The organism is Ruegeria sp. CDSC081, from assembly GCF_059610485.1.
The window spans coordinates 1-2,744 of sequence record NZ_JBXWNS010000019.1 but is presented as its reverse complement, the minus strand read 5'-3'; the positions used below and the strand labels follow the sequence as shown (position 1 = coordinate 2,744).

At 60.8% G+C, this 2,744-nt stretch carries 3 protein-coding genes; all 3 read left to right on the top strand.

The window, feature by feature from the left end; all coding sequences use genetic code 11:
* The coding region (locus AC2FH9_RS19845; protein WP_496872719.1) for a formate--tetrahydrofolate ligase at positions 1-1,461 on the top strand (1,461 nt) is incomplete at its 5' end.
* A gap of 58 nt (positions 1,462-1,519) precedes the next feature.
* Complete coding sequence (locus tag AC2FH9_RS19840) at positions 1,520-1,825, top strand: chorismate mutase (RefSeq protein ID WP_142640424.1); 306 nt, start codon at positions 1,520-1,522, stop codon at positions 1,823-1,825.
* Positions 1,826-1,878: 53 nt separating this feature from the next.
* A partial coding sequence (gene folD, locus AC2FH9_RS19835) for a bifunctional methylenetetrahydrofolate dehydrogenase/methenyltetrahydrofolate cyclohydrolase FolD (RefSeq protein ID WP_496791599.1) occupies positions 1,879-2,744 on the top strand: 866 nt, incomplete at its 3' end.

Genomic DNA, 2,744 nt, shown 5'->3' with positions numbered 1-2,744 from the left:
AAGACGACGACGACTGTGGGTCTGGGTGACGGTCTGAACCGGATCGGCAAGAACGCGATGATCTGTATCCGTGAGGCTTCGCTGGGCCCGAACTTTGGCATGAAGGGCGGCGCTGCGGGTGGTGGTTACGCGCAGGTTGTTCCGATGGAAGAGATGAACCTGCACTTCACCGGTGACTTTCACGCCATCACCAGCGCCCATTCACTGCTGTCGGCGATGATCGACAACCACATCTACTGGGGCAATGAGTGCGAGATCGACATTCGCCGTGTAGCGTGGCGTCGTGTGGTCGACATGAACGACCGCGCGCTGCGTCAGATCACGGCCAGCTTGGGTGGCGTATCGAACGGTTTCCCGCGCGAGACCGGCTTTGATATCACCGTGGCCTCTGAGGTTATGGCGATCCTGTGCCTGGCCAATGATCTGAAAGATCTGGAAAAGCGGTTGGGTGACATCATCGTCGCGTATCGCCGCGACAAGACAGCCGTGTATTGCCGCGACATCAAGGCCGAAGGTGCGATGACGGTGCTGCTGAAGGACGCGATGCAGCCGAACCTGGTGCAGACGCTGGAAAACAACCCGGCCTTTGTGCATGGCGGCCCGTTTGCCAACATTGCACATGGCTGTAACTCGGTCATTGCGACCAAGACCGCGCTGAAGGTTGCTGACTATGTGGTGACCGAAGCGGGTTTTGGGGCCGATCTGGGCGCCGAGAAATTCATGAACATCAAGTGCCGCAAAGCGGGTATCGCGCCGTCGGCTGTGGTGCTGGTCGCCACCGTGCGTGCGATGAAGATGAATGGCGGTGTGGCCAAGGCTGATCTGGGTGCGGAAAACGTCGACGCGGTCAAATCGGGCTGTGCCAACCTGGGTCGTCACATCGAAAACGTCAAATCCTTTGGCGTGCCGGTTGTGGTTGGCATCAACCACTTCGTCACCGATACCGACGCTGAAGTGCAAGCCGTGAAAGACTATTGCTCTGACCACGGGGTCGAAGCGGTTCTGTCGCGTCACTGGGAGTTGGGGTCGGAAGGTTCGGCGCCGCTGGCCGAGAAGGTGGTCGAAATCGTCGAAGGGGGCACAGCGAACTTTGCGCCGATCTACCCCGACGATATGCCGCTGTTCGAGAAGATCGAAACCATCGCCAAGCGCATCTATCGCGCGGACGAGGTTCTGGCCGACAACAAGATCCGCAACCAGCTGCGTGAATGGGAAGAAGCCGGTTACGGCAACCTGCCGGTCTGCATGGCCAAGACGCAATATTCCTTCTCGACCGATCCCTCGTTGCGCGGCGCGCCCACCGGCCATTCGGTTCCGGTGCGCGAGGTGCGCCTGAGCGCGGGTGCCGGATTTATCGTGGCGGTCTGTGGTGAGATCATGACTATGCCGGGCCTGCCGCGCAAACCGGCGGCCGAAAGCATCTGCCTCAATGACGCAGGTGAGATCGAGGGCTTGTTCTAAGTCGCCAGATAAGACATCTCGTGATCCGGAGAATGCTCCGGGCCACGAGGAGATCACGATGCCCACTCTGACACCGCCGCAAGACTGCGCAACGATGCAGGATCTGCGGATTCAGATCGACCAGCTGGACCGGCACCTGATCGAGATGCTGGTGAGGCGCGCCAGCTACATTGATCGCGCGTCTGAGTTGAAGCCGGGCGAGGGCCTGCCGGCCCGTATTCCGGATCGTGTTGAAGAGGTGGTGCAAAAGGTGCGTGCCAGCTCTCAGGCGGCGGGGATGGACCCCGATCTGGCCGAGACGCTGTGGCGCATTCTGATTGACTGGTCGATTGCGCGTGAGGAACGTGTGCTCGGCAACGACTGACTGACCGGGCGCCCCAAGCGCCCGATCCGTTTTTGGGAAGAAGGGATCGAAGAATGGTAGCGCAGGTTATCGACGGTAAGGCCTTTGCAGCAACGGTGCGGGCACAGGTTGCCGATCAGGTTGCAAAGCTGAAGGACGAAAATGGCATCACCCCTGGTCTGGCCGTGGTTCTGGTGGGCGAAGACCCGGCCAGCCAGGTCTATGTCCGCTCGAAGGGCAAGATGACCGTCGAGGTCGGCATGAACTCGTATGAGCACAAGCTGGATGTGGACACCTCCGAGGCAGACCTGCTGGCATTGATCGACAAGCTGAATACCGATCCCGCAGTCCACGGCATTCTGGTGCAGCTGCCGCTGCCCAAGCATCTGAACGAAGATCTGGTGATCAATTCGATCGACCCGGCCAAGGATGTCGACGGGTTCCACATCTCGAATGTGGGCCTGCTGGGCACCGGTCAGAAATCGATGGTGCCCTGTACCCCGCTGGGCTGCCTGATGATGCTGCGGGACCATCATGGATCGTTGTCGGGCATGGATGCGGTTGTGATCGGCCGCTCGAACATCGTTGGCAAGCCGATGGCGCAACTGCTGCTGGGCGACAGCTGCACCGTGACCATCGCGCATAGCCGCACCAAGGATCTGCCCGATGTTGTCCGTCGCGCGGATATCGTTGTCGCCGCTGTGGGCCGCCCCGAGATGGTGCCCGGCGACTGGATCAAGGAAGGCGCCACGGTCATCGACGTGGGCATCAACCGCATTGAACGCGACGGCAAGAACAAGCTGGTTGGAGACGTGGATTACGCCAGCGCCGCCGAACGCGCCGGAGCAATCACCCCCGTCCCCGGTGGCGTCGGCCCCATGACAATCGCATGCCTGCTGGCCAACACCCTGACCGCCGCATGCCGCGCAAACAAACTCCC